Source organism: Mycolicibacterium chitae, assembly GCF_900637205.1.
Lineage (GTDB): Bacteria > Actinomycetota > Actinomycetes > Mycobacteriales > Mycobacteriaceae > Mycobacterium > Mycobacterium chitae.
Window position 1 is genome coordinate 3,864,231 of the sequence record NZ_LR134355.1, and the last position, 25,562, is coordinate 3,889,792.

The 25,562-nt window shown below is 68.6% G+C and carries 25 protein-coding genes; 4 read left to right on the plus strand and 21 right to left on the minus strand.

All coding sequences use genetic code 11. From position 1 onward, the window contains the following. Positions 1 to 67 precede the first annotated feature (67 nt). Complete coding sequence (locus tag EL338_RS18445) at positions 68 to 988, minus strand: alpha/beta fold hydrolase (protein WP_126335075.1); 921 nt, start codon at positions 986 to 988, stop codon at positions 68 to 70. Between the two features lie 12 nt (positions 989 to 1,000). Next, complete coding sequence (glmS, locus tag EL338_RS18450) at positions 1,001 to 2,869, minus strand: glutamine--fructose-6-phosphate transaminase (isomerizing) (RefSeq protein WP_126335076.1); 1,869 nt, start codon at positions 2,867 to 2,869, stop codon at positions 1,001 to 1,003. 66 nt (positions 2,870 to 2,935) lie between these two features. On the opposite strand from glmS, the gene EL338_RS18455 reads away from it, so the two are divergent. Further along, entirely contained in the window at positions 2,936 to 3,787 is an 852-nt protein-coding gene (locus EL338_RS18455) for a dienelactone hydrolase family protein (protein ID WP_126335077.1), read from the plus strand. 2 nt (positions 3,788 to 3,789) lie between these two features. Here EL338_RS18455 and EL338_RS18460 read toward each other — a convergent pair whose 3' ends face one another. The 15 genes from EL338_RS18460 to EL338_RS18530 form a co-directional block, all read right to left on the minus strand. Continuing rightward, complete coding sequence (locus tag EL338_RS18460) at positions 3,790 to 4,020, minus strand: lipoyl domain-containing protein (protein WP_126335078.1); 231 nt, start codon at positions 4,018 to 4,020, stop codon at positions 3,790 to 3,792. Continuing rightward, positions 4,020 to 4,226 carry a ferredoxin gene (locus EL338_RS18465; RefSeq protein WP_126335079.1) on the minus strand — a complete coding sequence of 69 codons (207 nt, stop codon included), beginning with the start codon at positions 4,224 to 4,226 and terminating at the stop codon, positions 4,020 to 4,022. The genes EL338_RS18460 and EL338_RS18465 overlap by 1 nt, the downstream gene beginning before the upstream one ends. A 10-nt stretch (positions 4,227 to 4,236) precedes the next feature. Then, positions 4,237 to 5,391 carry a thiolase family protein gene (locus EL338_RS18470; RefSeq protein ID WP_126335080.1) on the minus strand — a complete coding sequence of 385 codons (1,155 nt, stop codon included), beginning with the start codon at positions 5,389 to 5,391 and terminating at the stop codon, positions 4,237 to 4,239. Further along, on the minus strand, positions 5,391 to 5,816 hold the full coding sequence (locus tag EL338_RS18475) for a Zn-ribbon domain-containing OB-fold protein (RefSeq protein ID WP_197721899.1): 426 nt from the start codon (positions 5,814 to 5,816) through the stop codon (positions 5,391 to 5,393). The genes EL338_RS18470 and EL338_RS18475 overlap by 1 nt, the downstream gene beginning before the upstream one ends. Further along, on the minus strand, positions 5,809 to 6,153 hold the full coding sequence (locus EL338_RS18480) for a 2Fe-2S iron-sulfur cluster-binding protein (RefSeq protein WP_126335081.1): 345 nt from the start codon (positions 6,151 to 6,153) through the stop codon (positions 5,809 to 5,811). The genes EL338_RS18475 and EL338_RS18480 overlap by 8 nt, the downstream gene beginning before the upstream one ends. 1 nt (position 6,154) lies before the next feature. Then, the gene (locus tag EL338_RS18485; protein ID WP_126335082.1) at positions 6,155 to 7,342 is read right to left on the minus strand and encodes an acyl-CoA dehydrogenase family protein; all 1,188 of its coding nucleotides are present in this window, start codon (positions 7,340 to 7,342) and stop codon (positions 6,155 to 6,157) included. Continuing rightward, positions 7,339 to 8,391, minus strand: coding sequence for an acyl-CoA dehydrogenase family protein (locus EL338_RS18490; protein WP_235666198.1), 1,053 nt, complete (start codon positions 8,389 to 8,391; stop codon positions 7,339 to 7,341). The genes EL338_RS18485 and EL338_RS18490 overlap by 4 nt, the downstream gene beginning before the upstream one ends. After that, a complete protein-coding gene (locus EL338_RS18495) occupies positions 8,391 to 9,911 on the minus strand; it encodes an AMP-binding protein (protein ID WP_197721900.1) in 1,521 nt (506 codons plus the stop codon). Before EL338_RS18495 ends, EL338_RS18490 begins: the two co-directional genes overlap by 1 nt. A 5-nt stretch (positions 9,912 to 9,916) precedes the next feature. After that, complete coding sequence (locus tag EL338_RS18500) at positions 9,917 to 10,933, minus strand: alpha-ketoacid dehydrogenase subunit beta (protein ID WP_435404944.1); 1,017 nt, start codon at positions 10,931 to 10,933, stop codon at positions 9,917 to 9,919. 11 nt (positions 10,934 to 10,944) lie between these two features. Further along, positions 10,945 to 11,940 carry a thiamine pyrophosphate-dependent dehydrogenase E1 component subunit alpha gene (locus EL338_RS18505; RefSeq protein WP_126335084.1) on the minus strand — a complete coding sequence of 332 codons (996 nt, stop codon included), beginning with the start codon at positions 11,938 to 11,940 and terminating at the stop codon, positions 10,945 to 10,947. Between the two features lie 178 nt (positions 11,941 to 12,118). Further along, entirely contained in the window at positions 12,119 to 12,964 is an 846-nt protein-coding gene (locus EL338_RS18510) for a F510_1955 family glycosylhydrolase (RefSeq protein ID WP_126335085.1), read from the minus strand. 27 nt (positions 12,965 to 12,991) lie between these two features. After that, a complete protein-coding gene (locus EL338_RS18515; protein ID WP_372508227.1) occupies positions 12,992 to 15,151 on the minus strand; it encodes a heavy metal translocating P-type ATPase in 2,160 nt (719 codons plus the stop codon). Positions 15,152 to 15,196: 45 nt separating this feature from the next. Then, positions 15,197 to 15,832, minus strand: coding sequence for a DUF305 domain-containing protein (locus EL338_RS18520; protein ID WP_126335086.1), 636 nt, complete (start codon positions 15,830 to 15,832; stop codon positions 15,197 to 15,199). A gap of 75 nt (positions 15,833 to 15,907) precedes the next feature. Beyond that, on the minus strand, positions 15,908 to 17,425 hold the full coding sequence (locus tag EL338_RS18525; RefSeq protein WP_126335087.1) for a multicopper oxidase family protein: 1,518 nt from the start codon (positions 17,423 to 17,425) through the stop codon (positions 15,908 to 15,910). Continuing rightward, positions 17,418 to 17,705 (minus strand): SHOCT domain-containing protein, encoded by a 288-nt coding sequence (locus tag EL338_RS18530; RefSeq protein WP_235666199.1) that lies wholly within the window; start codon positions 17,703 to 17,705, stop codon positions 17,418 to 17,420. Before EL338_RS18530 ends, EL338_RS18525 begins: the two co-directional genes overlap by 8 nt. Positions 17,706 to 17,917: 212 nt before the next feature. Here EL338_RS18530 and EL338_RS18535 point away from each other — a divergent pair, with 212 nt between their 5' ends. Further along, positions 17,918 to 18,610, plus strand: a complete 693-nt coding sequence (locus tag EL338_RS18535; RefSeq protein ID WP_126336958.1) for a response regulator — start codon at positions 17,918 to 17,920, stop codon at positions 18,608 to 18,610. Then, the gene (locus EL338_RS18540; protein WP_126335089.1) at positions 18,607 to 19,761 is read left to right on the plus strand and encodes a sensor histidine kinase; all 1,155 of its coding nucleotides are present in this window, start codon (positions 18,607 to 18,609) and stop codon (positions 19,759 to 19,761) included. The genes EL338_RS18535 and EL338_RS18540 overlap by 4 nt, the downstream gene beginning before the upstream one ends. 530 nt (positions 19,762 to 20,291) lie before the next feature. Here the strand turns inward: EL338_RS18540 and EL338_RS18545 are convergent. After that, complete coding sequence (locus EL338_RS18545) at positions 20,292 to 20,669, minus strand: thioredoxin family protein (protein WP_126335090.1); 378 nt, start codon at positions 20,667 to 20,669, stop codon at positions 20,292 to 20,294. A 128-nt stretch (positions 20,670 to 20,797) separates the two neighbouring features. Here EL338_RS18545 and EL338_RS18550 point away from each other — a divergent pair, with 128 nt between their 5' ends. Next, the gene (locus tag EL338_RS18550; protein ID WP_126335091.1) at positions 20,798 to 22,003 is read left to right on the plus strand and encodes a YVTN family beta-propeller repeat protein; all 1,206 of its coding nucleotides are present in this window, start codon (positions 20,798 to 20,800) and stop codon (positions 22,001 to 22,003) included. A gap of 226 nt (positions 22,004 to 22,229) precedes the next feature. Here the strand turns inward: EL338_RS18550 and EL338_RS18555 are convergent, their stop codons facing one another. The 3 genes from EL338_RS18555 to lpqS form a co-directional block, all read right to left on the minus strand. Further along, positions 22,230 to 23,441 carry an MFS transporter gene (locus tag EL338_RS18555; RefSeq protein ID WP_276005827.1) on the minus strand — a complete coding sequence of 404 codons (1,212 nt, stop codon included), beginning with the start codon at positions 23,439 to 23,441 and terminating at the stop codon, positions 22,230 to 22,232. A gap of 50 nt (positions 23,442 to 23,491) precedes the next feature. Then, the gene (locus EL338_RS18560; RefSeq protein WP_126335093.1) at positions 23,492 to 24,601 is read right to left on the minus strand and encodes a PLP-dependent cysteine synthase family protein; all 1,110 of its coding nucleotides are present in this window, start codon (positions 24,599 to 24,601) and stop codon (positions 23,492 to 23,494) included. A 113-nt stretch (positions 24,602 to 24,714) separates the two neighbouring features. Next, complete coding sequence (lpqS, locus tag EL338_RS18565; RefSeq protein WP_126335094.1) at positions 24,715 to 25,137, minus strand: putative copper homeostasis (lipo)protein LpqS; 423 nt, start codon at positions 25,135 to 25,137, stop codon at positions 24,715 to 24,717. Positions 25,138 to 25,562 lie beyond the last annotated feature (425 nt).

Genomic DNA, 25,562 nt, shown 5'->3' on the forward strand with positions numbered 1-25,562 from the left:
GCCTTTGGGCCCCGACTCGGCTGACGAACGCCCCGGGCCGGGCCATCGCGGTCGATCGGCGGCGTCGTCAGCCGGCAGTTTTCGCCCAGAACGTGGAGGCCACTTCGGCGATCTCGTCTGGATATTCGCCGTTGATGGCGTGGGAGGCCTGCGGCCAGAGTTCGACCTGCCCGCGCGCCAGCACTTTCCGGGCGCGCTCGGCGGCCCGGTGCGCGTCGTGGATCACGCTGCGCCCGGCGATCAGGGCGAGCACCGGGATGTCGAGCCCGCGGAGTCGATCGTCGGGGATGCGGCGCGGTATCGGGGTGCGCAGCACGAAATCTCTTCCGCCGGAGGCGATCAGTGAGGCCACCGGCTCGGCGTCCTCGAGCTCCGCCCCGCCGGAGATCCAGCGCAGGGCCCGGCGGCGCAGCGCCTCGGGCACCCCCGGCACCGCCATCGGCACCGAGGCCAGGACGGTCGTGATCGGCAACCGGGCGAAGGTCAGCACCGGATCCAGCAGCGCCAGCGACTCCGCCCGCCCGGGCCGACGGGCCGCGGCGTTGGTCGCGCTCCAGCCGCCGAACGACACCCCCAGCAGATGGACCCGGTCCAGCCCGAGCCCGGCGAGCGTCTCGTCGAGCCACTGGGCCTGGTCCTCGGCGCCGGTGATGCGGCGGCGCTGCACCGATAGACCCGCCTCGCCGAGCAGATCGACGCAGTAGACCGTGCGGTGCGCGAGCAGCGGCGGCAGGTTGCCCCCGTACATCGGGGTGGACGCGTTGCGGCCGGGCAGCAGCAGCACCGGGGTGCCGTCGGGCCCGCCGAACCGGTAGGTCCGCACGGTGCCGAACGTCGTCGCGACGTCCTGGAACGTGAACGGCGGCAGCGCCGCCATGCCGGCGCGGTAGAGCCGCAGGTACTCCTCGAACCCCTCGGCACTGCGGAAATGCCCGAGCTCGCGGTCGCCGCCGATGTTGACGGCGGGGACGGCGAGATCGGGTGGCATTACGCTCTTGGGCTACTCGACGGTGACCGACTTCGCCAGGTTGCGCGGCTTGTCCACGTCGTACCCGCGGGCCTGGGCCACCGCGGCGGCGAACACCTGCAGCGGGATGGTCGACAGCAGCGGCTGGAGAAGCGTTGACACCGCGGGCATTTCGATGAGGTAGTCGGCGTAGGGCCGCACCGTCTCGTCGCCCTCCTCGGCGATCACCACGGTCACCGCGCCGCGCGCCTGGATCTCGCGGATGTTGGACAGCAGCTTGGAGTGCAGCATCGCGGTGCCCTTCGGGGAGGGCATCACGACGATCACCGGCAGGCCGTCCTCGATCAGCGCGATCGGGCCGTGCTTGAGCTCGCCGGCGGCAAAGCCCTCGGCGTGCATGTAGGCCAGCTCCTTGAGCTTGAGCGCACCCTCGAGCGCCACCGGGTAGCCGACGTGGCGGCCGAGGAACAGCACGGTGGGCGACGCGACGAACTGGCCGGCGATCGCGGCCACCGCGTCCATCCGGGTGAGCACCTCGGCGACCAGCGCGGGCATCGCCTCCAGTTCCTGGTACTCGCGGGCCACCTCGTCGGTGTACTTGGTGCCGCGGGCCTGCGCCAACGCCAGCCCGACGAGGTAGTTGGCGGCGATCTGCGCCAGGAACGTCTTGGTGGACGCGACGCCGATCTCCGGCCCGGCGCGGGTGTAGAGCACCGCATCGCATTCGCGCGGGATCTGGCTGCCGTTGGTGTTGCAGATGGCCAGCACCTTGGCCTTCTGATCCTTGGCGTGCCGCACGGCCTCGAGGGTGTCGGCGGTCTCGCCGGACTGCGAGATGGCGATCACCAGCGTGCTGCGGTCCAGCACGGGGTCGCGGTAACGGAACTCGCTGGCGAGTTCCACCTCGACGGGCAGCCGGGTCCAGTGCTCGATGGCGTACTTGGCCAGCATCCCGGAGTGATAGGCGGTGCCGCAGGCGACGATGAAGACCTTGTCGACCTCGCGCAGTTCTTGATCGCTCATCCGCTGCTCGTCGAGCACGATGCGGCCGTCGACGAAGTGGCCCAGCAGGGTGTCGGCGACCGCCTGGGGCTGCTCGGCGATCTCCTTGAGCATGAAGTACTCGTAGCCGCCCTTCTCGGCGGCCGACAGATCCCAGTCGATCTGGAACTCGCGGGCGTTGGCGGCGTCGTCGTTGCCGGCGAAGTCGGTGATCCGGTAGCCGTCGGCGGTGATCACGACGGCCTGATCCTGACCGAGTTCCACCGCGTGCCGGGTGTGCTCGATGAACGCGGCGACGTCGGAGCCGATGAACATCTCCCCGTCGCCGATGCCCACGACCAGCGGGGTGGAGCGGCGGGCGGCCACGATGGTGCCCGGTTCGTCGGCGTGGGCGAACACCAGGGTGAAGTGCCCCTCCAGCCGGCCCAGCACGGAAAACACCGAGGCCAGGAAGTCCCCGGCGGTGGGTCCGTCCTTGTAGGACCGCGACACCAGGTGCACGGCGACCTCGGTGTCGGTGTCGCTGGCGAACTCCACGCCGGCGGCCTCGAGTTCCTCGCGCAGGACGGCGAAGTTCTCGATGATGCCGTTGTGAACGACGGCCAGCTTGCCCGCGGCGTCGCGGTGCGGGTGCGCGTTGCGGTCGGTGGGACGCCCGTGGGTGGCCCAGCGGGTATGGCCCATGCCGGTGGCGCCGGCCAGGGCCGCGTCATCGGTCTCGGCCAGGGCCTCTTCGAGGTTGGCCAGCCGCCCGGCGCGGCGCCGCACGGTCATCTGGCCACTGCCGTCGAGCAGCGCTACGCCCGCGGAGTCATAGCCGCGGTATTCCATCCGGCGCAGCGCGTCGACCACGATGCCACGGGCAGGACGATGCCCGACATAACCGACGATTCCGCACATGAGTAATCAGGGTAGTGGAGAGCGCCGCAAGAACCCTCGTCGGCGGATGTGAGTTAACGTCATCGGGTGGCCAGTATCAAGAAGCTCGTGTCAAAGCTGAGCCGCCGGGGTCCACACCGCGTTCTCCGCGGTGACCTGGCGTTTGCCGGCCTGCCGGGGTTGGTCTACACCCCCGCGAGCGGGTTCAATCTGCCGGCGGTGGCGTTCGGGCACGACTGGGTCACAGGCGCCGACCGCTACTCCGGAACCCTCGAGCATCTGGCGTCCTGGGGCATTGTGGCCGCCGCGCCGGACACCGAGCGCGGCCTGGCCCCGTCGGTGCTGAACCTGGGCTTCGACCTGGGCACCACCCTGGATATCGTCACCGGGGTGCGGCTGGGCGCCGGGGAGATCAGCGTCCACCCGGGCAAGCTGGGCCTGGTCGGCCACGGCTTCGGCGCCGCGGCGGCGATCTTCGCGGCCGCCGGCCTGGGCGGCTCGCCCACCCCGCCGAGGGCCGTCGCGGCCCTGTTCCCGTCGGTGACCAAGCCCAACGCCACCGAACCGGCCCCCGGCCTCAAAGTGCCCGGTGTGGTGTTCACCGCCCCGCGCGACGGCACGGATCTGCGGTCCAACGCGGTCGAGTTGGCCCGCGCCTGGCCGAACTCCGCGCTGCACATCCTCAGCAAGGCCGAGTCGACGGGCCTGGCCGAGGGGCGCAAGCTGGCGAAGTTCGTCGGCGCGGGTGGTTCGGATCGCGGCACCCAGAAGTCGGTGCGCGCGCTGCTGACCGGCTTCCTGTTGTTCGCGCTCACCGGTGACAAGACCTATCAGGAGTTCGCCGACCCCGACGGTCGGTTGCCCGGCACCGACGAGTTGCCGCTCGAGTTGGTCCCGGCCTCGGCCGAGGAACGGGTGGTGGCCCTGCTGCGGGGCTGAACCTAGGCGTCCAGGGTGCCCAAAGTGGTTCCGACGGGGTAGGTCTCGTCCTCGGCGACCGGCCCATAGCGCAGCGTGCCGGCGATCGGGGCGGGGATGTCGGTGGACACCTTGTCGGTGCCGACGGTGTAGAGGTCCTCACCCTCGTCCACCGCGGTGCCGTCGGGCACCAGCCAGCCGAGGAAGGTGCCCTCGGTCATGGTCACGTCGAGCTTGGGCATCTTGATTTCCATCAGGGTCGCCTTTCGGTGTCGAGGATGTCGAGCGCCTGGGCCGGGCAGGACTGCACCGCCTCGGTGGCGAGTTCGTGTTGTGCGGCCGGGATGTCGTCGACCAAAAGCCTTGCCTGACCGTCGTCTTCGACGATAAACAGCTCCGGTGCGACGGCCTCGCAGATCCCGTTGCCCACGCAGCGGTCGGGGTTCACCCGCACTTTCATGCCGCCGCCCTCACCGCGTCAGGAGGGTGCAGCCGCTCAGGCCCGGGGCACCGTAGACGTGGGACAACGCCACCTTGGGTCGCCCGGGCACCTGCCGTTCCCCCGCGGTGCCGCGCAACTGCAGGACGTTCTCGTGGATCTGCCGCAGACCGGAGGCGCCGATCGGTTCCCCGTTGGCCAGCACCCCGCCGTCGGTGTTGATCGGTAACCGCCCGGTCAGTTCGGTCTCGCCGGCCTCGATCAGCGCCTGCTGTTCGCCGTCGGCGCACAGGCCGGTCTCGGCCATGTGGATGATCTCGGCGCCGGCGTCGGTGTCCTGCAGTTGCGCCAGGTCGACGTCGGCGGGTCCGATGCCGGCCAGTTCGAAGGCCGCCGCGGCGGCGTCGACGGACGGGCTGACCCCGCGTCGCACCGACAGCGACGGGGCCAGCACCTCGAACGAGCCGGGCCGGCGGGTGCGCACCGCCGACGCGGCGACGTACACCGGGTGCGGACTGAACTCCTTGGCCCGCTGGGCATTACAGAGCACCAACGCGGTGGCGCCGTCGCCCGGTGAGCACAGCATGTACTGGCGCAGCGGGTCCGACAGCATCATCGAGGCCTCGATGTCGGCCTCGGTCAGCGGCTTTCGCCGCCAGGCGTTGGGGTTCAGCGAGCCGTTGCGGAACGCCTTGGCGGCGACCTTGGTCAGCAGCTGCGGCGACAGGTCGTGCTCGTGCAGGTAGCGCTGGATCTTCAACGCGAAGAACTGCGAGGTCAGCGCCAGCCCCGAGCTGCCGTACCACTGCCCCAGCCCCATCGCCGTCGGGTCGATGGCGAAGGCGCCGCGCGGGTGGGAGTCGAACCCGATGACCAGCGCCAGATCGGCGGCCCCGGAGCTGATGGTGTGCACGGCCGAGATCAGCGAGCTGCTGCCGGTGGCGCAGCCGTTGAACACGTTGACGAACGGCACGCCGGTCAGGCCGAGGTCGGCGACCAGGGTGTCGGCCGGTCCGCCGTCCATGCTGCCGCCGACGGCGTACTGGATCTGCGGCCAGGACACGCCCGCGTCGGCCAGCGCGGCGCGCGCGGCGGCCACCGCCTCGGTGCGCACGGTGGTGTCCTGGTAGCGGCCGAACGGCCGGCAGCCGACGCCAACAATCGCCACGGAATTCGCCACGGACATCATCGATCCCCTTCCTGTTCCGGCGCGAAGGCGAAAGTCGGTTTGTGCTCCCCGGTTTCGGTGACCACGTCGACGGTGGTGAGCGTCATCGGCATCCCGATGCGCAGCCGTCGCGGGTCCGATTCGGTCAGCCGCGCCTCGACGATCACCTCGCCGGGCAGTTCCACGTAGCCCACCCCGTACGGCTCGAACTCGTCGGCAGCACCGAAGTACGGCGGGCTCGGCGGCGGGAAGCGCTGCACGGTCCAGCTCCACAGCACCCCGCGATCGGCCAGCGGCATCGCGCTGATGTCCGCACCGCCGCAGTCCCGACACGACGGCTTGCGCGGGAATTCGACCTCGCCGCAGGCACCGCAGCGGCCACCGATGAGCCGCAACCGGCCGTCGCTGACCTCCATGATGTCGGGATCGATGACCTCAGCCACCCGGCTCCTCCTGTCCTGTTGGGATTCGCTTCCTGCGCACCCCACGTTTTTCCACCACCACGTCGCCGCGCACCCCCGCCTGGCAGGCCAGCCGCACGTGCTCGCCGCGCCCGCCCTGGCTGCCGGTGAGGTTGCGCACCGCCGCCGCCTCGGCCGCCGACGGCTCCGACAACCGCTGCGGGCCCGCCAGGACGCTGACGTGGCAGACCAGGCAGTCGCCGTTGCCGCCGCATACCGTCGGCCAGCGCAGCCCGGCGGCCTGCGCGGCCGCCATCACCGTCTGGCCCGGCGCCGCGGCGAACGTGATCCCGGACGGCTGGACGGTGACGGTCGGCATGTCAGCTGCGCCGCAGCTCACGCCAGGGCTTGCCCCGGCCCGGATCGATCTCGCGTTCCAGGCCGAGCACCCGTTCCCCGACGATGTTGCGCTGCACCTCGGACGTGCCGCCGGCGATGGTGAACCGGCGACTGTCGAGCAGGTTGTGGGTCTCGGGCGGCATCTCCTCGTCCCAGTAAGCCGCCTCCGCCCCGCCGATCTCGAACCCGAGTTCGCTGATCTCCTGGGACAATTCGGAGAGCACCAGCTTGGTGATGGAGCCGGTCGGCGATCCCCCGGGGTTGCGGGACTCGGCGATGGAGCGCAGGTTGGTCAGCGCCAGCGCGTGCTCGACGGCGAACAGGTCGACCAGCCGATCCCGGATCACCGGATCCGCCCAGGCTCCGGTGCGCCGGGCCAACTCCAGCACCGGGGCCAACGGGACGCCGCTGGCGCTCGAGGTTTCCGAGAGCCCGGAGCGTTCGGCGTTCAGCGTCGACATCGCCACCCGCCACCCGTCGTCGACCTCGCCGAGGATGGTCTCGGGGCCCAGCACCAGGTCCTCGAGGAACACCTCGCAGAAGTGTTCGTCGCCGGTGAGTTGGCGCAGCGGGCGCACGGTCACGCCCGGTAAGGCCATATCGACCAGGAAGCAGGTGATGCCGGCGTTCTTCGGCCGCTCGGGATCGGTGCGGGCCAACAGCATCCCGTAGCGCGAGTCGGTGGCGAACGAACTCCACACCTTCTGGCCGTTGATCCGCCACGACGCGCCCTCGCGCACGGCCCGGGTGGCCAGGCTGGCCAGGTCCGAACCGGCGCCGGGTTCGCTGAACAGCTGACACCACATGTCGGCCCCGGACACGATGCCGGGCAGGTACTTCCGCTGCTGCTCCGGGGTTCCCCAGTCCATGATGGCCGGGCCGATCAGCATCAGCGGCACGAAGTAGTGGTCGGGCAGCCCGGCGCCGTGGGCGGCCAGCACCGAACGGATCGCGGCGGCCTGTTCCTCGGTGCAGTCCAGTCCGCCGTGTTCGCGGGGCCAGTGCGGCACGGTGTAGCCGCGCTCCCCCAGCGCGGCGTACCAGCCCGCGGCCGCGGCCGGGTCGATGTCGGCCAGCAGCGCCGAACCGCCCGCGCCGCGGAATTTCGCCGGGAAGTGCTCGCCGACCCAGCGGTCGACCTGGGTGCGCAGTTGGTCGGAAGATGTCATGCGTCCCGCCGATCGATCAGCTCGGCCAGCCGGCGCCGGTATTCGGCGGGCGAGCCGGTCAGCGCGACAACCGAATTGGCGCGGCGCAGGTAGTGGTGCGCCCAGTGTTCCCAGGTGATCGCGATGCCGCCGTGCAGCTGGACGCCTGCCTTGGTGACCGCCAGCGCGGCCTTACGGGACAGCACCGCCGCCACGGCGAGGTCGATGTCGGTGCCCAGCGCGTGCGGCGCCCCGGCCAGCCGCCAGGCGGCCCCGTACACCGCCGAGCGGGCCAGTTCGACGGCCGCCAGCAGATCCACCAGCCGATGCTTGACCGCCTGGAACGAACCGATGCTGCGGCCGAACTGGATGCGCTTGTCGACGTATTCGACGGTCCCGTCCAGCACGTGCTGGGCCACGCCGAGCAGTTCGGCGGAGGTCACCAGGTCGATCCGGCGGCCCAGCGCGGTGTGCACCGCAGCGGCATCCGGACCGCTCAACAGGACGGCGGGACGCGCGCCGCGCAGGTTGAGTCGCCCGATCGACCGGGACAGGTCCAGCCCGTCCCGCACCTCGAGGCCGCCGCCCAGGTCCGTGAACAGCGCCACCGCCGGTGCCCCGTCGAGGGTGCCGGCGGCCACGACGACGTCGGCGTCGGCGGCGTGCCACACCGGTGCGACGGTGACGTCGATGCCGGCGGCGTTGGTGCTCATCGAGGCGCCGGTGGCCAACGCGGCGGTGCACGTCCCGTCGCGCAGCCAGGCCAGCAGTGCAGCGTCGCCGACGGCGCCGCCCACCACCCCCGCGGCGACGCTGGGCAGCAGCGGGCCGCCGAACAGTGCGGCACCGGCCTGCTCGGCCAGGATGGCGAGGTCGATCGCGGTGGCCGAGGCGTCCGGGTTACCGGTGTCGAACACGATCTCGTCGGCGCCGACCTCGGAAAGCATTCGGCGCCAGCCGGTTTCGCCGGGGTCGACGAAGAACTCGGCGAGCATGCCGCGCAGCGCGGTGTGTTCGTCGGTGAACGCGAACTCCGCGGGCGCGTCGCGGGTCAGTTCGGCGGTGTCCATCAGGGCCTCCCTGCCGGCATCGTTGCGGCGTCGCGACGGGCCAGGTACCGGGTCCGCAGTTGCCGCTTGTTCAGTTTTCCCATCACCGAGCGCAGATCGAAATCGACGAGCTCGACCAGGTGGGGACATTTGTAGTGCGCCAGCCGGTCCCGGCTCCAGGTCACCAGTTCGGCGGGGTCGAGGTCCGGGTCGGTGCTGACCACCAGCGCGCACAGTTGCTCGCCGAGGTCGTCGTGCGGAATCCCGATGACCGCCACGTCGGCGACGGCCGGGTGCGCCCGCAGCACGGCTTCGGATTCGGCCGGGTAGATGTTGACCCCGCCGCTGACCACCATGTCGGAGGCCCGGTCGGTGAGGAACAGGTAGCCGTCGGCATCGAGGTAGCCGATCTCGCCGACGGCGAAGACCCCGTCGGCGACGTAGCTGCGTCGGGTCTTCTCCGGGTCGCCGTGGTAGGCGGGCCGGTGCCCGGTGGTGGAGCGCACACAGACCAAACCTTCGGTGCCGGTGGGCAGTACGTCGCCGTCTTCGGTGCGGATGGTCAGCTCGTAGCCGGGCATGGCCCGGCCGACCGAGCCGGGGTGCTCGAGCCATTCCGGCGAGGTGATCAGCGTGACGGTGCCGGCTTCGGTGGAGCCGTAGGCCTCGATCAGGATGGGGCCGAACCAGTCGATCATGGCGCGCTTGACCTCGACGGGGCAGGCCGCGCCGGTGTGCACGATGCTGCCCATGCTGCTGACGTCGTAGCGGTCGCGCACAGCGGCGGGCAGTTGCAGCAGCCGGGAGAAGTGGGTGGGCACCATCATGGTGGCCTGGATCCGCTCGCGGTCGATGGTGGCCAGCACCTGTTCGGCGTCGAAGCGCGGGAGGATCACCAGCGGTTGGCCGGCCAGGATGCCGCGGACCCCCGCCATCGGCCCGGTGTGGTGCATGGGTGCGACCACCAGGTGCTTGCCGGGGGTGCGGATCGGTGAATCGATCACGCGCTGCACGTATTCGACCATCGAGGCCCCGCCGGGGAACATCTGGTCGGGCAGTTCGACGCCCTTGGGGTGGCCGGTGGTGCCGGAGGTGTAGTACAGCGGCTTGGCCGGGGCGATGTCGGCCGACGGTTCGGTGTCGGGGTGAGCCGCCAGCACGGTGTCCCACTCCGGCCAGGAGACCACCTGCACGTCCGGGTCGGCGGCGCGCACCGTGGCGGCCGTGTCGAGACTGCACAGCACGAGGTGCACGGCGCCGTCGCGCAGGATGTAGCCGATCTCGTCGGCGGTCAGGTGGTAGTTCACCGGCACCGTCGACAGCCCGGCGTACGTGGTGGCCAGGTGCGCCAGCACCACGTGCACACTGTTGGCGCCCAGCACCGCCACCCGTCGGCCCGCGGGAATCTCCTGGGCCAGCAGCCAATTGGTGGCCCGGTTGAGGCGGTCGTTGAGTTGGCGCCAGGTCCAGGAGGTGGCGCCGTCGAAGAGTGCGACCGCGCCGGGATCCTCGCGAGCGTACTGCTCGATCGCGTGAACCACGAAGGTTAGCCGTTCGATCCGGCGCCGACCCGGGACCGCGAGAGCGCCTGCTTGGCGGCCGCCACGATGTCGTCCTCGCCGGGCACGAACGCATCCTCGAGCACCTTGGCGTACGGGATCGGGGTGTCGGGCCCGGCGACGCGCTGCACCGGCGCACCGAGTTCGTCGAACAGGTGCTCGGTGATCAGCGCGGCCAGTTCGGCCCCGAATCCGTTGCGGCGCACCGCCTCGTGGATGACCACGGCGTGGCGGGTGCGCGCCACCGATTCCAGCACGGTGCGCTCGTCGAGTGGCACCAGCGTGCGCAGGTCGATCACCTCGGCCTCGATCGAGTCCTGGGCCAACCGCTCGGCGGCGGCCAGCGCGGTGTGCACCTGCCGGCCGTAGCTGATCAGCGTGATGTCGGCACCCTCCCGGACGGTGGCCGCCGAGCCCAGCGGGACCACGTGGTGGCCGACCGGGACCGGTTGCGGCGGCGCGAAGTAGAGCAGGCTCTGCTCGACGAAGACCACGGGGTCGGGGTCGAAGATCGCGGCGGTGAGCAGGCCCTTGGCGTCGGCCGGGTTGCTGGGTACGACGACCTTGAGGCCGGGGATGTGGGTGAGCCAGGCCTCGAGCATCTCGGAGTGCTGGGCCCCGAACTGCATCCCGGCGCCGGCGGCGCAGCGGATGGTCAGCGGCACCGTGGTCTGCCCGCCGGACATATAGCGCAGCTTGGCGGCGTGGTTGGACACCTGATCCATGCACACGGCCAGGAAGTCCATCAGCATGATCTCGGCGACCGGCTTCATTCCGGCGACCGCCGCGCCGACGGCGGCACCGACGATGGCCTGTTCGCTGATCGGGGTGGCCCGCACCCGGTCGGCGCCGTACTTGGTGGACAGCCCGGCGGACACCTTGAACACGCCACCGCTGGGGTCGGCGATGTCCTCGCCGAGCAGGAACACCGAGGGGTCGCGGCCCAACGCGTCGTCGAGTGCGCTGCCGATCGCCTGGAAGCCGAGCATCGGCTGGGTTTCCACCTGGGTCTGGGTCATGCCAGTGCCTCCTCGTAGACGTCGGTCAAGCCCTCGGCCAGGTCCGGCACCGGACTGGCTTCGGCGAACTCGAAGGCGTCCTGCACGTCCGCCTTGGCCTGCGCCTCAATGGTTTCCACGGCCGACTCGGAGAGCACATCGTTGTCGATCAGCCAGGCGCGGAACCGCAGCACCGGATCGGCCGCGCGTTCCCGTTCCAGCTCGCCGGGTTGCATGTATTCGTTCTGATCCGACATCTGATGGCCGAAGAACCGGAATGTCATGGCCTCCAACAATGTTGGTCCCTCCCCGTTGCGGGCCCGTTCGATGGCCTGCCGGGCGGCCTCGTACATCGCGACGGGGTCGTTGCCGTCCACCCGCACGCCGGGCATCTTGTAGGCCGCGGCGCGGTCGGCGACCCGGTCCACGCTGGTGCCGCCCTCGAAGGAGGTGTGTTCGGCGTACCGGTTGTTGTGACAGCAGAACACCACCGGCAGCTTCCACAGCGCGGCCAGGTTGCAGGCCTCGTGGAAGGCGCCGATGTTGGTGGCGCCGTCGCCGAAGTTGACCACGGTGACGCGGCCGTCGCCCCGCAGTTGCGAGGCCAGCGCCAGGCCGTTGGCGATCGGCAGGCCGCTGCCGACGATCCCGGTGGTGACCATCAGGCCGGACTCGGGATGGGTGATGTGCATCGGGCCGCCCTTGCCCTTGCAGGTGCCCGTCGCCTTGCCGAAGAACTCGGCCCACAACTCGCGCAGCGGCACACCCTTGGCCAGCTGATCGTGCAGGCCACGGTAGGTGGTGACGACGTAGTCGGTCGGCTCGAGCAGCGCGCCGATGGACGCGGAGATGATCTCCTGGCCGCGCGGCGAATAGTACTGCGCGCTGACCTGACCGGTGAGGATCAGCGAGCGAAACTTCTCGTCGCACACCTTGATCCGGGTTGCGGTGGTGAAGATCGCGGTCAACTCGGCAACCCCGAGACCGACGGCGGCGTCCGCGGTGGACGTCATTGGCGTCTCCCAGTATTAGTCGGCTAGATAATTAATTAGTAACAGCCGTCACGATCGCTGTCAATGCCCCGGCTGTGGGATCCCAGTAGGCGTGGCGGAATCTCACTTGGGTTGGCGGAAGCGTGGCGGATCCGCCACGGTAACGAGACGGTGCAGTGTCGCCATCCCTGGCCATGGGTCATTCGATGGTGTAGAGCTGTCGCGAGGTGGCGGCATAGGCGGTGTCGGCATCGACGGCCAGTAACGCTTCGACGGGGCCGACGACGGTGTGCTGGACCCAGGTTTGCCCGGTGCGGCTGCACCAGGCGACGCCGTGACTGTCGACACCCCACAGTGACCCGTCACTGGCGGCCGAGAGCAACGTCAATCTCGGGGCACCGGGTACGGCGGTAAAGGTGCGAGCGGTGTCGGTGCTGTGCTGCAACCCCTCAGCGGTGGCCGCCCAGACGCCACCGTCGGTGACGGCGAAGGCCGCTGCGGCCAGTGGGGCTCCGGCGCTCCAGCTGGCGCCGACATCGGTGGAGACCAACAGCCCGGTAGTCCCGTCGAAACCGACGAGCACCTTCCCGTCGGTGGCCAGAGCGTGGAAGTCCACTTCTCCCGTCAAGGATGTCGGTGTCCAGGTGTGGCCACCGTCGGTGCTGTCCATCAGCCCCAACGGGTTAGGGGCCGAACTCGACGGTCCGGGATGGCCGGAGGCGAACAGGTGATCGGTGCCGGGCACACCAGCCAGTCCCATGAAGTCATCGTCAGAGGTGCCGATGCGGGTGGTGCGCCCGTCGGCGGCGATGGCGACTAGGCCGGTGTGGCTGCCGGCCAGTACCGTGCCGTCGGCGCCGAGGTGCAGGCCGTGCAGGTGATCGAGTGCCGGGGTCAACGTCACACTGGGCGCGGTTGACTCGGTGGCCGAGACCGACTCGGCGGTTGTGGTGGGTGGTTCGCTGGTTGAGCACCCGACAAGCACAGCCGCCGCAGTAGCCGCGACGAGGACGGGCGTCAACCGGCGCAGGAGAACTTTCGCCATCAAAATACGGAACTCGTTTCGGATCGGTCAGGTACGGGCCAGGCGGTTCGGGTCGAGGTCGAGGCGGCGCAGTAGTTGGGCATTGAGGGCGACCACGATGGTGGAGATGGACATCAGGATTGCGGCGACGGCCGGGGAGATCGCGATGCCAGCGAAGGCGAGCACACCCGCGGCCAGTGGGACGGCGAGGATGTTGTAGCCGGTCGCCCACACCAGGTTCTGCCACATCTTCCGGTAACTGGCGTGGGAGAGTTCGATGATCGACAGCAGCGCCCGTGGATCGTTCGCCGCCAGCACCACCCCGGCGGATTCGATCGCCACATCGGTGCCGGCCCCGATTGCCACTCCGACGTCGGCTCGGGCCAGGGCTGGGCCGTCGTTGACGCCATCGCCGACCATGGCGACCTTGTGGCCTCGTTGCTGTAGCTCGGTGACCTTGGCGTCCTTGTGTTCGGGCAGCACCTCTGCGAATACCTCGTCGATGCCGAGATCGGTGGCCACCGCGTCGGCGACCTGCCGAGCGTCGCCGGTGATCATCGCGACTTTGACTCCGCGGGCGTGCAGGGCGTCGATCGCTTGGCGGGATTCTTCGCGGACTGCGTCTTCAAGCGCGACCGCGCCGAGCACCTGATCGCCTTCGGCGATGTGTAGGACCGAGGCGCCTCGCCGCACCCACTGCTCGGTGATCGCGGTGACCTCGGCTGGGACCGACAACGACAGCGCGGTAAGCATGGCGGGGCCGCCGACGGTCACCTCGCTGCCGTCGACGACTGCGCGTACTCCTCGTCCGGGTAGTGATCGGAAGTTGGTGGCGGTGATCTGATCGGTCGCCGGGACGCGGTCCTCGGCAGCGGCCACGATCGCCTGAGCGACGGGATGTTCGCTGTCGGCTTCGACCGCGGCGGCGCGAGCCAGCAGATACGACTCGTTGATCCCGTGGGCGGTCGTGATGCCGGTGACCTGGTGTCGGCCCTGGGTGAGGGTGCCGGTCTTGTCGAACAGCACCACCCCGACGGTACGCATGCGTTCGAGCGCGAGACGGTCCTTGACCAGTACTCCGGCTTTGGCGGCGCGTTCGGTGGACAGCGCGATCACCAGCGGGATCGCCAATCCCAGGGCGTGGGGGCAGGCGATGACCAGCACGGTGACCGTCCGCACCACCGCTTCGTCGATGTTGCCGAGCAGCGCCCACACCACGAATGTGACCAGACCGGCGATGGCGGCGAAGTAGAACAAGAACGCCGCAGCCTTGTCCGCCAGCGCCTGCGCCCGCGAAGAGGAGGCCTGGGCGGCGGCGACCATGCGTTGGATGCCTGCCAGGGCGGTGTCCTCACCGATGGCGGTGACCCGCACGCGCAGGGCGCTGTCGGTGGCGACGGTGCCGGCGACCACGGTGTCACCGTCCTCGCGGGTGACGGTCTTGGATTCGCCGGTGATCATCGATTCGTCGACTTCGGCGCGCCCGTTGACAACGGTGCCGTCCGCGGGGACCCGAGCCCCGGCCCGCACGAGCACCACGTCGTCGAGGGCCAACTCCGACAACGAGATTTCCTGAGTGCCGTCGTCGGTGATCTTCTCGGCGGTGTCGGGAAGCATCGCCGCCAGCGCGTCGAGTGCGCCGGATGCCGAGCCGAGGGCGCGCATTTCGAGCCAGTGCCCGAGCAGCATGATCACGATCAGCAGCGCCAGTTCCCACCAGAAGTCCAGATTGAACCCGCCGAGGCCGAGGGTGGTGACCCACGAGGCGAGGAACGCGACGCTGATGGCCATCGCGATGAGCAGCATCATCCCTGGCCGGCGTGAGCGGAGTTCGGCCCAGCCGCCGGTAAGGAACGGCATGCCACCGTAGACGAAGATCACCGTGCCCAGCACCGGCGGAATCCACATGGCGCCGGGGAAGTCGGGTATGTGGTAGCCGAGCAGTTCGGCGACCATGTGGCTGAAACCCACGACCGGTATCGACAGGATCAACGACACCCAGAAGCGGCGGCGGAACATCTCCCCGTGCGTGCCGTGTCCTGCGTGCCGGTCGTGGCCGCCGTGCTCTGCGGACCCGCCGAGGTGGGCGAGGTGCTCCCCGTGCCCGGCATGTGCATCGTGGGCGTCGGTGGGCGGGCTCTGTGTGGGGATACCGTGATCGTGTTCGGCCAGCTCCCAGTGGGGGGGTCCGTGTTCCGGGTGTGACATCGAAAGCTCCTGACTGTGGCGGACCGACGGTGGTGAGCTGGGGCGTTACAGGCTGCTCAGCAGCTGACGCATCGTCTCGATCTCCTGCTGCTGGGTATCAATGATGCTGCGGGCCAACGCCACCGCGTCGGGGAACTGCCCATCGTCGACCTCGGTCTGCGCCATCTCGACGGCGCCTTCGTGGTGGGCGATCATCTGCTCGAGGAACAGGCGGGCAGCGTCGGTGCCCTGGGCCTGCGAGAGGGCCTGCATGTCCTCTGCGCTCATCATCCCTTTCATTCCGCCCATGCCCGATTCCTCGTCCATGCCGGGCATGTCGTGATGCCCCTCGGGCATCGACGTGGGTGCACCCCACTGTTCGAGCCAGGACTCGAGCTGCTCGATCTCCGGACCCTGGGCGGCCTTGATCTGCCCGGCCAGCGTGGTCACCTCGACGGGGATGTCCTCTTTGGCCAGAATCATGTCGCTCATCTCGATCGCCTGGGCATGATGTGGGAGCATCATCTGGGCGAACATCACATCAGCGTCATTGTGCGCCGCCGCCTCCTCGACAGAGGTGCTCACCGAGGGCGACGCGGGGGAACTCGCCGCGGTGGTTTCGGTGTCGGAGTTACTGCAGGCAGCGGCGGCGAACACCACGGCCAGGGCGGTGGCGCCGACGGCGAGACATTTCTTGTTCATCGGGTGTGTTCCTTTCTCGAACAATTACGGGTATCGGGACGACCGAGTCCGGTCGCCGCTGGGCGACTGCCGGGATCAGGCCAGGTAGGACACGGTGGTCATCATTCCGGCTTCCTGGTGGTAGGCGTTATGGCAGTGCAGCGCCCATTGCCCGGGGTTGTCGGTGTCGAATTCGATCTCCACGGTGCGCATCGGCCTGATGGTGACGGTGTCCTTGCGCAGTCCGGTGTCGGTCAGCGCGAAGGTGTGTCCGTGCAGGTGCATCGGGTGGAACATGTCGGACATGTTCCGCATCCGCATGCGCACCCGTTGTCCCGCGTTGACGTTCAGTGGCGGGACGTCCGGATGGGTGCGGCCGTTGAGGGTCCACCGGTAGGGCGACATGGTTCCACCCATGTCGACGCTGTGATAAAGATCGTGATCCTGCTCGGCCAACCGCACATGGTCGCGGGGCGCGAGATCGGTGCCGAGCAGCACCCGCCCGTCCAGCTCACGCGGCCGGGGTTGAGGTGGAAGATCGCCGGTGGCGGTGCGCACCAGGGCCTGTCCGTGCCCGGTCTTGCCTTCGGCCTGGGCGAACAACGGGAACACGCCGTCGCCGAGGGTCACGAGCACATCAAAACGTTCGCCCATACCGATCAGCAGCGCGTCGGTGTCCTGCGGCACGACCGGGAAGCCGTCGGTGTGGGTGACGGTCATCCGATGCCCACCCAATGCGACCCTGAAAGCGGTGTCCGCGCCGGCATTTACGAATCGGACCCTTGCCCGCTGACCGGGTGTCGCGGTGAAGACCATCAGATCGTCGGGCACGCGCCCGCCGACCAGGAAATGGGGATAGCTCACGTCCCCTGCGCCACCGAGCAGTCGGGAGAGCATTGTTTCCTCGCCCATGGTGCCGTGGCCCATCTCACCCATGCTGCCGTGGCCCATCCCGCCCAGGTCTTCGGCACCGTCACCGCTCCCGGCGCCGATTCCGAGTTCGCGGGCCACCTCGTCGGGGGTGCGGCCGGTGCCGTCGAGCCAGTCGTCGAGCACCACGACCCATTCGTGGTCGTAATCCCCCGGCTCGTGTGGATCGTCGATGATCAGAGCGCCGTACAGACCACGATCGAGCTGCACGCCCGAATGGGAGTGGTAGAAGTACGTGCCCGCGTCCGGGGCGGTGAACTCGTAGACGAACCGACCATCGGCGGCGATCGGGTCCTGTGTCAGCCCAGGCACCCCGTCCATGTCGTTGCTCAACGCAAGCCCGTGCCAGTGCACACTCGTCTCCACCGGCAGTTGGTTGTCTACCTCCACTCGCAGCAGATCCCCGGCGCGGGCGCGCAGCAGCGGACCAGGCAGAGAGTCGTCGTATCCCCAGGTAGTCACTATCCGGCCGCCGAAGTCCACCTCGACCGGACGCGACGTCAACCGCGCCGAAACCACCTGCTGGCCGGGGGTGCGGCGCTGTTGCTCAAGCCGACGCACCACGGGTGATGTTGCGCGTACCGGCGCACCGGCGGCCGCTCCCGGCCCGGAGCAGGCCGCCAGCGCCCCAGCACCGGCAAGCAACGAACCGATCAGAAAAGAGCGCCGGGGCAACCTAACCACGAACCTGCCCTCGCCGATCGGCTTTCGCAGCGGGGTTGCCGATCTGCGTCAAGACCTGTCGGCGGCCGACGAACTCCTCGGCGCCGATGTCGCCTCGGGCGAACCGCTCTTCGAGCCCCCGCAGCGGATCACCCTGTCGCCCGAGGCGAGCAGGACCGTCTGCGCGGTCGGTGCGGAACATCGTGGCTATCAGGTAGATCACCACCATCCAGAACACGAGCATGCACCCGACCATGACGGCCCATCCCGCCCAGCCGATGTCACCGACCCAGGCCATCATCGTCGCCTCCATCCTCGATTCGTGTCTTCAGCTTCGAGCGCCCACCCCAAGGATTCGATGGAGGTCGTATGAAGATTTGCTCAAGAAGCCCGTCCCGACGCCGGGACGGGACGGTGCTGGCGATGATGGACGCCATGACCTCCTCCGCTCGCATACCCGCACCGATCGGCGACCCGGCGACGGCGCAGCGCCCACCCACCGGCTTGCGGGCGATGATCATCGAAGACGAAACCCCGCTGGCAGACCTGGTCGGCTCATATCTCGAACGCGACGGCTTCGAGGTCACGATCACCGCAGACGGGGTCGACGCCGTTGCTCTCGCCCGACAGGTCGATCCCGACGTGGTCGTCCTCGACCTCGGACTGCCGGGCCTGGACGGGGTGGAGGTGTGCCGGCAACTGCGGACGTTCTCAGATGCGTACGTGGTGATGCTCACCGCCCGCACCGAGGAGATCGACACCCTCATCGGGCTGTCCGTCGGCGCCGACGACTACATGAGCAAACCGTTCAGTCCCCGCGAACTGATGGCCCGCGTCCAGGCGATGCTGCGCCGCCCTCGCCCTCGCACCACCGCACCGGGCTGGCCTGCGGGTGCCCTCCCCACCCGAACCTTCGGTGACCTGAGCCTCGATGTCGACGGCCGCGAGGTCGCCGTCGGCGGGACGCCGGTCGCCCTGACCCGCACCGAATTCGACATTCTCGCGGCGCTGGCACGTGATCCCGGCGTGGTGCTCACCCGCGCTCAGCTGATCGACGCGGTGTGGGGGCCGAACTGGATCAGCGACGAACACCTTGTCGCCGTGCACATCGGTCACCTGCGCCGCAAACTCGGCGACGACGCCACCCGCGGTCGCTATGTGCGCACCGTCCGCGGCGTCGGCTACCGGATGGGCACCGGCACATGAACTCCCCGATCTCCGCTACGCGAGGATCAGTGCGGCGCACCTTCGCCGGGTCGAGCTTTGGTACCCGATTGTTTCTCGCCCTGACCGTGGTGGTGATCGGCTGCGCCGTCAGTGCTTGGCTCGTGGCCTCCGCACTCGCGCCCGGAATCTTCCAAGATCACCTCGGGCAGGCCGGCATCGACCACAACTCCAGCCAGGCCAGTCACGTTGAAGAAGCCTTCACCTGGTCGATCGTCCTCGCGTGGGGGCTGGCCGTCGCGATCGCGGTGCTGTTGGCACTGGCGGTGAGCTGGTACATCACCCGGCGGGTGCAACGCTCTCTGACCGCCGTGACCACCTCAACTGCACGGATCGCCGCAGGCCGCTACGACACCCGCATACACAGCCCCGGACTCGGCCGCGAATTCGACGAACTCACCGTCACCGTCAACGAAGTTGCCCGCCGCCTCGAAGCCACCGAAAGTACCCGGCGCCGGATGCTCGCCGACCTCGGTCACGAAATGCGCACGCCGATCGCCACCCTCGATTCCTACCTCGAAGCCCTCGAAGACGGCGTCCGCAGCCTGGACGAGGACACCGTACAGATCCTGCGTGCCGCCACCCACCGGCTCGACCGCCTCGCCGAGGACATCACCGCCGTCTCCCGCGCCGAAGAACATCTCACCCGCATCCTCCCGGTACCCACCACCACCACAACCCTGATCACCGCCGCCGTCGACTCCGTTCGGACACGCTACGACGAGAAGGGCGTCACCATCGAGGCCCGCATCCACCGATCCGTGCCGGTCACCGTCGACCCGGACCGGTTCGGGCAAGTACTGGGCAACCTGCTCGACAACGCGCTGCGCCACTCCCCCACCGGCGGGACCGTCACCATCACCTGCCAGCAGACCCACCCCACCCACGCCGAGATCGTGGTCGCCGACACCGGAGAAGGTATCGCCGCCGAACACCTCGGCCACATCTTCGACCGCTTCTACCAAGCCGACCTCGCCCGCAGCCGTCGCCACAGCGGCAGCGGCATCGGTCTGACGATCACCCGCGCGCTGGTCGAAGCCCACGGAGGCCGGATCAGCGCCGACAGCGACGGCCCCGGCCACGGCGCACGGTTCACCATCGACCTGCCCATCACCGGCACTCCCCGGGCGTAGTGGCGCCACATCGCGCAGTTTGGCGCGTCCTCGGGCGTGAAAGCCAACCGAAACCGGCGTAGCACACCATCCCCGACAGCCCTCAAGGAAAGGTTGAAAGCCCCTGTCGCGGAGACGAATTCGGTGCGGACTTCGGAACTCTTCAAAGACTCGCGAAACCAACGGCTGCCGCTAACGGATCTTATCCAGGGACCATTCGGCCAGCGCGGACACATGGATGCCCGCTTTCCTTCGTAGCGAGAATCACCCGGTCGACGCGTTTCTGAGAAACCCCAGGCGCGGGAACGCAGATTCGACAAGTTCGGCGACCTACACTCGCAGCAGCATAACCAAATAAGCAGTTGGTTGGACTTACTGAAATGTTCAATGACGGCACCGGCGGCGGCCGCGCGTAGCGAAGACGGCGACGGTGCGACTCGACCACCCCGGGTTACATGGCCGGCGCTGTCAGCGGCACGTACCGTCAGCAGGTACTGCCGAACCAGTCGGCTGTCGGTCGAACTGCCGTTGGCACTCTATACATCGAAGGGTCAAGTCCAGGGACGTGGCGTCGAGCTGGGATCCCGGACGGCGGTCGCGGCACGCAATTTATCCATATCCACCAGCTTGATTTGCTGGATAAGTTCCTCGAGCACGCGAGCCGACAGCGCGCCCGGTTCCCGATAGATCAATACGCCGTCACGAAATACCAGCGTCGTCGGAACGTCGGCTACTCCGGCGATTTGAGCGAGGTGCTGTTGCTGATCGGTATTGACGTCGGCGTGCAGCACCGCGGGATGTCGTCGTGCCGAGCGGTCGTAGATCAGTTCAAAACCATCGCCGCCGGGGCTTCCCACTGACCAGAAGTGCACTAGGGCAATGGGTTTGAGAGCCAACGCCGATTCCAGGTTGTCGAGGTCGAGGTGCATCCGTGGCATTGCGGTCCTCCTGCGGATCAGCGCGCGCAACTGAGTGAAGCAGTCCGGTCAGCTAAGGGTTCAGTATGCCATCGCAAATCCCCGCTTGGGCACATACCTGCCGGGGGTATGGTCGGGTCATGTCATCGGTCACCACTACGACGTCGTCTGGGATCCGGCCACCGGGCGGTGGCTGGTGGCGGGCTGGGTCGGCGCGCACCACACTCATCGCCGTTCTGTCCACAGTGCTGCTGGCCGCGGTTTTGGCGGGCTGTTCTGGTGGTGACACCGGGCAGGCCGGGCAGTCACCAACCAGTCCCGTCCCACCGGAGCCGACCCCGGTAGCGGGGTCGGTGTGGGTTGCCGACGAGATCGGCAACAGTCTGACGGTCCTCGATGCGGCGGCCAACACGGTGGTGACCACCCTGACCGGCATCCAAGGACCGCACAACGTCCAGGTCGGGCAGGACGCCGCCACGGTGTATGCAACCAGCGTCGGAACCGACACCGTGGTGGCTATCGACGCCGATACCTACCAGGTCAGGGCGACCGGCCAGACCGGGCACCACCCGGCGCATGTGATCGAGGCGCCCAACGGCAAGGTCTATGTGGCCAACGCCGACGACGGCACGGTGTCGATATTCCAGAGTCAAAGCCTGCAGCCGCTGGGCCTGATCGAGGTGGGTGGGATGCCGCACGGTCTACGCGCGGCCAGTGACGGCTCGGTGATCGTCGTCGCCAATCACATGACCGGGGCGCTGGATGTGATCGACGCCCAGACCGATCAGATGCAGTTCTCCGTGCCGGTGGGCGACGGGCCGGCGCAGGTAGCGGTCAGCGCCGACGGACGTTACGCCTATACCGGCATCACCGAGCCGGCGGCGGTGGTGAAGGTGGATCTCGACGCGCGCACGGTGGCCGGCAGCGTCGCGGTGTCGGCGGCCCCGGTGCAGGTCTACCTCACGCCCGACAACGCGACGGTGGTCTCGGCTGACCAGGGCACCCCGGATGCCCCCGGGCATGCGGTATCACTGATCGACACGGCCACGATGACCGTGCGTACCACCGTCGCGACCGGTGCTGGGCCGCACGGTGTGGTGATCGACCCCGCGGGGACGCTGGCCTGGGTCACCAACAGCTACGACAACAGCGTCTCGGTCGTCGACCTGGCCGGCCAGACGGTGTCGGTAACCATCCCGGTCGGCGAGGGACCCAACGGCATCAGCTACTCACCGCGAACGCCGGGATCCAGCACGCCCACGGTTGCGCTGGACCTCCCTGCACCTGCCGCCGTGACCGACGAGGACGGCAGCGCCGAGTCGCCGCACCAGCCAGGGCATCGGTGACCTGGCGCAAATCGTCCGGCCTCGCTGGTCGGCGTCGTTTTTCAGCTCAGCGGCGGAGGCTCAAGCCGTGGGATCTGCGCGATCGGAGCCCGGACCGGATGGACCGACGACTGCCGCGGCCCGTGCGGCGCACGATGGAAGCAAGCACAACGGTGTCAAGTCTGCTGAGAGCAAAGTGCTGTCGTCAGGACGCAATGGGAGTGCTGTACCGGGCGGTCGGAGGCGGTCAGTCTGCTGTCGCGATGGGTCCGGTGGCCGGTAGAGGTTGCAGGCGGCCCGTGCGGTCGAGTCGGTAGAGAGCAGTCGCGGACAGTAGTCCGATCAGTGCGAGCCCTACCCACACGAGTTCGTCGACGCCGGCGAGGTGGGCAGCGTGCATCAGCGATCCCGTCGCAAGGTTGCCGGCGAGGATTCCGATCCCGACGATGGTGTTGTAGAAGCCGTAGTGGGTGCCGACCAAGCGACCGTCCGCCAGCGACACGACGGTGTCCATCTCGAACGGAAACACCGCCGCGGAACCGACCGCCAGCAGCCCCGCTGCCACCAGCAGCGCGGCCACCGCCGCGCCGTGGCCCAGGCGCTCGCTGTCGGGTATCACCATCAGTGGGATGAACGCCGCGCTCAAGACCGCCAACCCGACCACCAAGGATCGCCCCGGCCGCCAGCGTGCGGCGAACCAGCGGGTGATGCGCATTTGCCCAAAGACAGCCACCACACCTGATACGACGAAAATCCCTGCCACGATGAGCGATTGGTCGCTCGGGGCGAGTATCCCGGCCTGCAGCGGCAAAGCAAGGTAGACCTGGAATGACAGCACGTAGGAGCCGATCATCGCCGCGGCGAACAATATAAATGACCGGTTGGCTGCCACGGTGCGCCAGTCGACCAACACCGAAGTTGTCCCTGCCGGCACGTCGGTGCTGTGCTGGGGCAGTGCGAACAGTTGGGCGATGGTCAACAGTGCGAATACGACCGCGGCCGCTGCGGCAGTGACGCGAAAATCGAGCATCATCAGCGCCAGCCCCACCAGCGGGCCGGCCAGGATGCCGGCCTGGTAGAAGATGTTGAACACCGCGAACGCCTGCACGCGGCGCGGCCCGGCGTCAACGGCCAAGTAGGCCCGAACCGCGGGGTTGAACAGCGCACCGGCGAATCCGGTGGCCGCCGAGGCGATAAGCAGCCCCGGCAGCGACTCGGCGATGACCAGCAACCCGAAACCGGCTGTGCGCAACAGGCAGCCGGCCACGATCAGCGGCTTGTAGCCGAGCCGATCGGCCAGGGTGCCCCCGATAATGAACATTCCCTGTTGGGAGAAGTTGCGCACGCCGAGCACCAGTCCCACCGCCCACGCGGCGAACCCTAGTGGGCCGGCGAGGTAGCCGGCCAGATAGGGCATGAGCATGTAGAACCCGAGATTGATCCCGAACTGGTTGATCATCAACAGTCGGCTCGGCCAGCCAAAGCTGCGGAACTGCGTGAGAATGCCGATCACCCCATCACCGCCACCGGGTCGACGACGTGGGTGCAACGGGTCCACGACGACACAATTCTGATGCGCGGATCGTCGATGACGGCCGGCTCAGGAGGCGGGACGACTCCGAGCAGGCCGTGGGCGCGGCAGTAGTCGTCGTTGTAGACGGTGTCGAAGTAGCGTTGCGGCCCATCGGGGAAGATCGCAGCGATGGTGGCGTCGGGTCCCAGCGTGCGTGCCGCCCAGCCGGCTACCAAGGCGACCGCTCCGACACTCCACCCACCGCTGGCGTAATGGGTGGCCGCCAGCGTGCGGCAGGCCCACACCGCCTCGGCCGGCGCCACCCAGTGCACCTCGCTGAACGCCGCGTAATCCACATTGCGCGGGTAGATACTCGAGCCCAGCCCGCGCATCAGCCGGGTGCCGGACGGCTGTCCGAAGATCGTCGATCCGACCGTGTCCACCCCGATCAACCGCAGCTCGGGATTGAACTCGCGCAGCACCCGTGCCACCCCGGCCGAATGCCCACCGGTGCCCACCGAGCACACCAGCACGTCGATGTGGCCGAGTTGAGCCTGCAATTCCAGCGCCAACGGCCGGTACGCCTCGACGTTGTCGGGGTTGGTGTACTGATCGGGGTACCAAGCGTGCGGATCGGCGCCCAGCAACTCGGCGACCCGGTCGCGCCGTGCTTGCTGCCACCCACCCTCGGGATGGGGCGAGCTCACCACATCGACCTGGGCACCGAAAGCCGTCAGCATCCGAGCGATGATGGGCTCCAATCCGGGGTCGGTGACCAGCGTGACCGGATGGCCGTACACCGTGCCGGCCAGCGCTAAGCCCAATCCCAGGGTGCCGCTGGTCGATTCGATGATGCGCGCCCCGGGTCGCAGTTCTTCGCGAGCCCGGCCCCGCTCGACCATGTACAACGCCGGGCGGTCCTTCATGCCGCCGGGATTGAAGCCTTCGAGCTTGGCCCAAAAGCCACGGCCATCGGTGGTGAACGGGGCGCCAAAGCGCAGCACCGGAGTCCGGCCGACCATCGTGGCAGGCCGGTCGCAACGGCCCAGGAAATGGTGGCGGGAGGCGTGCAGATGTGGGGGCTGAGCGGACAGAATGTGGTTCATGGTTTCGTCGCTTCCGAAAGGATGCCGCGGCATGTGTTGGGACGCGGCTGCGGGTACTGGCAGCGGTCACCGACGGCCCTGCCGGATAGGCAAGGCGATCTGGCGCGACACCGTCAGCGGCGCGCGATGCACATGCGGGTCAACCTCTGCCGACCGCTCCACACGGCGCCCCTGCCGCGAGGTGGCCCTCGCACTCCCCGCCATAGTCGGGGGCGCCACAGCAAGGCCACCAGGCCGATCGCGACAGCCAGACCCAGGGCCACCAGTGCGGTTGCTGCTCGGGGCAGCACGGCCTCGGCGACGATGTCAGGCACCACCGGCAGCGACCCGTTTTCGAAGTGCGGATGGTCAGCTGCGACAGCAAACTCGCCGTAGGGGCCGGCGACCGTCGCGTGCGGGCCATGAGACCCCGACGGCTCAGCGCTCCCCGATGCCCACCCGACGCCGATCACCATTACCAACAACCCCAGCGCCAGCGCCAGCGCCGCGATGGCGGCACTGTGCGTCGCGCGAGTTACGTTAGCGGTCGACGTCACAATGCGCTGACACTAACAGCGGATGCGAACCTCTCCCGCGTCTCGGATACTTGACGCCATCTTGTTATCGCACTGCGGCTCCCCGGTAGCCGATCGCCGATTTCGGCGTCTTCGACGGCTCCTGCACTGTGGTAACCACCCGACAGCCAACGCGAACCACGCCAGCAACTGTCGCCCCTGCCAATAAAGCTGCAGTTCTGCCAGTTACCCGCAGACTTGCTGCCGGGTCGCCCCAGACGATCGGGCACGCGATCAACGGGTACTGCACGCCGTGCGCGCGCACAGCGCGTTCGAAGGGTCGACAACACGCCGAAGGGGCGCGGCATTGTCTGGCCGCGAGCTGACCGGTGCCCTCCTGCGGCCGAGCCGAGATACGAACCTTGGAAGCGCCGGGCACATGCGCGCCGCTTAGCGCGCCGTCGACT

What these genes read in the sequence shown, in the direction of transcription:
- EL338_RS18555 (WP_276005827.1), bottom strand. Translation starts at nt 23,441, where the DNA reads ATGATCAACCAGTTCGGGATCAATCTCGGGTTCTACATGCTCATGCCC.
- EL338_RS18470 (WP_126335080.1), bottom strand. Translation starts at nt 5,391, where the DNA reads ATGTCCGTGGCGAATTCCGTGGCGATTGTTGGCGTCGGCTGCCGGCCG.
- EL338_RS18550 (WP_126335091.1), top strand. Translation starts at nt 20,798, where the DNA reads ATGTCATCGGTCACCACTACGACGTCGTCTGGGATCCGGCCACCGGGC.
- EL338_RS18520 (WP_126335086.1), bottom strand. Translation starts at nt 15,832, where the DNA reads ATGAACAAGAAATGTCTCGCCGTCGGCGCCACCGCCCTGGCCGTGGTG.
- EL338_RS18530 (WP_235666199.1), bottom strand. Translation starts at nt 17,705, where the DNA reads ATGATGGCCTGGGTCGGTGACATCGGCTGGGCGGGATGGGCCGTCATG.
- EL338_RS18540 (WP_126335089.1), top strand. Translation starts at nt 18,607, where the DNA reads ATGAACTCCCCGATCTCCGCTACGCGAGGATCAGTGCGGCGCACCTTC.
- EL338_RS18465 (WP_126335079.1), bottom strand. Translation starts at nt 4,226, where the DNA reads ATGAAAGTGCGGGTGAACCCCGACCGCTGCGTGGGCAACGGGATCTGC.
- EL338_RS18560 (WP_126335093.1), bottom strand. Translation starts at nt 24,601, where the DNA reads ATGAACCACATTCTGTCCGCTCAGCCCCCACATCTGCACGCCTCCCGC.
- EL338_RS18485 (WP_126335082.1), bottom strand. Translation starts at nt 7,342, where the DNA reads ATGACATCTTCCGACCAACTGCGCACCCAGGTCGACCGCTGGGTCGGC.
- EL338_RS18505 (WP_126335084.1), bottom strand. Translation starts at nt 11,940, where the DNA reads ATGACGTCCACCGCGGACGCCGCCGTCGGTCTCGGGGTTGCCGAGTTG.
- EL338_RS18445 (WP_126335075.1), bottom strand. Translation starts at nt 988, where the DNA reads ATGCCACCCGATCTCGCCGTCCCCGCCGTCAACATCGGCGGCGACCGC.
- EL338_RS18460 (WP_126335078.1), bottom strand. Translation starts at nt 4,020, where the DNA reads ATGGAAATCAAGATGCCCAAGCTCGACGTGACCATGACCGAGGGCACC.
- EL338_RS18490 (WP_235666198.1), bottom strand. Translation starts at nt 8,391, where the DNA reads ATGGACACCGCCGAACTGACCCGCGACGCGCCCGCGGAGTTCGCGTTC.
- glmS (WP_126335076.1), bottom strand. Translation starts at nt 2,869, where the DNA reads ATGTGCGGAATCGTCGGTTATGTCGGGCATCGTCCTGCCCGTGGCATC.
- EL338_RS18515 (WP_372508227.1), bottom strand. Translation starts at nt 15,151, where the DNA reads ATGTCACACCCGGAACACGGACCCCCCCACTGGGAGCTGGCCGAACAC.
- EL338_RS18545 (WP_126335090.1), bottom strand. Translation starts at nt 20,669, where the DNA reads ATGCACCTCGACCTCGACAACCTGGAATCGGCGTTGGCTCTCAAACCC.
- EL338_RS18510 (WP_126335085.1), bottom strand. Translation starts at nt 12,964, where the DNA reads ATGGCGAAAGTTCTCCTGCGCCGGTTGACGCCCGTCCTCGTCGCGGCT.
- EL338_RS18535 (WP_126336958.1), top strand. Translation starts at nt 17,918, where the DNA reads ATGATCATCGAAGACGAAACCCCGCTGGCAGACCTGGTCGGCTCATAT.
- EL338_RS18480 (WP_126335081.1), bottom strand. Translation starts at nt 6,153, where the DNA reads ATGCCGACCGTCACCGTCCAGCCGTCCGGGATCACGTTCGCCGCGGCG.